At 44.5% G+C, this 2,039-nt stretch carries 3 protein-coding genes; 1 reads left to right on the top strand and 2 read right to left on the bottom strand.

Annotated features, from left to right (window positions below; translation table 11 throughout):
* Positions 1 to 241: 241 nt before the first annotated feature.
* Both EBR25_13455 and EBR25_13450 read right to left on the bottom strand, forming a co-directional pair.
* The gene (locus tag EBR25_13455; GenBank protein ID NBW41988.1) at positions 242 to 973 is read right to left on the bottom strand and encodes a hypothetical protein; all 732 of its coding nucleotides are present in this window, start codon (positions 971 to 973) and stop codon (positions 242 to 244) included.
* A 79-nt stretch (positions 974 to 1,052) separates the two neighbouring features.
* Entirely contained in the window at positions 1,053 to 1,571 is a 519-nt protein-coding gene (locus EBR25_13450; GenBank protein ID NBW41987.1) for a hypothetical protein, read from the bottom strand.
* A 170-nt stretch (positions 1,572 to 1,741) separates the two neighbouring features.
* Here EBR25_13450 and EBR25_13445 point away from each other — a divergent pair.
* Positions 1,742 to 2,039 (top strand): class I SAM-dependent methyltransferase (locus tag EBR25_13445; GenBank protein ID NBW41986.1); only part of this gene is annotated, 298 nt, incomplete at its 3' end.

Below are 2,039 nucleotides of genomic sequence, written 5' to 3'. Positions count from 1 at the left end.
TCCCGAAAGCCCAATCAACTCATCCGCGGTTTTCCCTACGGACGCAGCCGAGAGTATTCGGATTGAATCAGGTATAACGTCGGGTCCAATGGCTGAGACAGCCTCTCTGGTACGCGAGTTCACAATTGCCCATCTCCCCGGACCTGCATAGCCCGGGGAGTAAAGACGACTCTGAAAAACAATCAGATCAGGGTTCGACCAATACTTGCCTGCTGGCCGAACTTCACCGCCTGGATAGGCTTCAGATGTTAGAGGCACTGTCTGACTTATAGGGGTCATAAGCTGTGAGTCCATAAGGCTTGTAGCGAGAGTTTAGCGCTTCTTTTCTGTCGAAAATGAGGGTCATGTTCAAGCGGTAAGTATCTGCACCAGATGCCACAAAATTCATGGTGTCACTAGCATGAAAAGTTTTTGAATCGAATACAACGGCTCGATTAAAAGCGTAATCGACCCTTTCGGTTCCTCCTTTTGTACGTTCTGAAACGTACTTCTCTGACCAATCCACTACATTGAACTCATGAATAAGCATTTCTGGATCTCGTTTCACATCAAAAAAAACCATCCCTCCTGTAGACGGCTCCAGATTGAACTGATTTGGGGTCAGCCAAATATTTACTGTTACTTCTCCATTATCTGAGTGCGTTTCTAACCCCGCATTTCGCTGATGAAGAAAAGCCCAATGATTTACTAACTCAAGCCCCTCTACAACTGAACCGAGGTGTGTTTTCAATTCCCGACCAAGCTCCTGGATAGCCTCTATTTTGGGATTGCGATTATAAAGCTCTTTTGACGTCCAGTTCTTGTATTGCCATGACTTATCGTCGAGGACAGCTCTTCGCACCTCTTCAGCCCTCGAGGGGTTAAAGAAATCATCAATTACTGCAAAATTGTAAGGAGCTGTCTTCTGAAAGTCCTCTCTGACTTTGCTCCAATCGTGATTGCCTAAAATACTCTCACTATTCTTAGATGACATAAACTTCACTCCTCAGTTAGCAAATCCTATTCTGAAAGGGCTGCCCTTTCTGACAGCCCTCACTGTCAAATGTTTAGTACTACCGAGTGTTACTCTGGAGAAGCGCCCTGCGCATCTCTGGTAGCTCTTCGACGAGCTCGGTACCTCGCGGCATGATAAAGCTAATTGATTCATCATCAAAGTAAGAGGCGGGTTGCTCAATCTTGAACTGTTCCAGGTCATTGAGTTCCATGAAGTAAGATGTTCGTCCGTGGGAGTATTTTATAAGAACACTTGGCTCCACCTCAGGATTTCTCAAGTACGGTGGCACTTCATCGAAGATCTCTCCATCGGGAATGACGAATGTAACTGTTCCATCATCCATTCTCGCCAAAGTATCCGCAGACGCCTCGTATGGAGCAAGTTCGTCAGCCTTCATGTAGTAAGCGCAACCTCTCTGTGGGTCTTGAACTAAAACGTTCGGAAGAGTGTGGAATTCTCTCCTAAACTCATTGGCTTTATCGATTACAAGCTGATCCCAGCTCGAAATCTCTTCCATAGAAACCTCTGGCTCAAGAACAGCTGTGTTTCCTCCGAAGTCCATGCCTTTTGAAGTCATCTGTATTCTCCTTCTCAATAAGATAATAGATGTAAAGAACAAAACAACGAACAATGATCAGCTGATTTATTCTTTGAACTTGCTCCGGTATAGCACATGGCGGTAAGGTTCCCAAGAAGAATATAAGAGGCTGAGGTACGAATTAGTTCGAATTAGAATATGGTGAGTGGATGGAACAGTACGATAAATTTGCTCGGTTTTATGATTCAATTATGGGAGACCGAGTAAAAGCAGCGACTTATTTGCATAAGCTGATTCGGGAAAACTCCATCAGACCCGCTTCCCTTCTTGAACTGGGTTGTGGCACAGGAAGCATTCTTAGCTACTTCTCTAGAGATTTTAAGGTCTTTGGAATTGAACTTTCACCGGAGATGCTTAAAGTAGCTAAAAGGAAAGTTCCTACCGCTGATTTGCAGTTGGGGGATATCTCAAGATTTCAATTGAATCAGAAATTCGATGTTATCTTGT

This window comes from bacterium (assembly GCA_009926305.1).
GTDB lineage: Bacteria > Bdellovibrionota_C > UBA2361 > UBA2361 > RFPC01 > RFPC01.
The sequence above is the reverse complement of the archived record's forward strand: the minus strand, read 5'-3'. Positions and strand labels throughout refer to the sequence as shown.

Excerpts from the sequence above, each read along its gene's own strand:
- EBR25_13455 (NBW41988.1), bottom strand. The coding sequence starts at position 973 with ATGTCATCTAAGAATAGTGAGAGTATTTTAGGCAATCACGATTGGAGC.
- EBR25_13450 (NBW41987.1), bottom strand. The coding sequence starts at position 1,571 with ATGACTTCAAAAGGCATGGACTTCGGAGGAAACACAGCTGTTCTTGAG.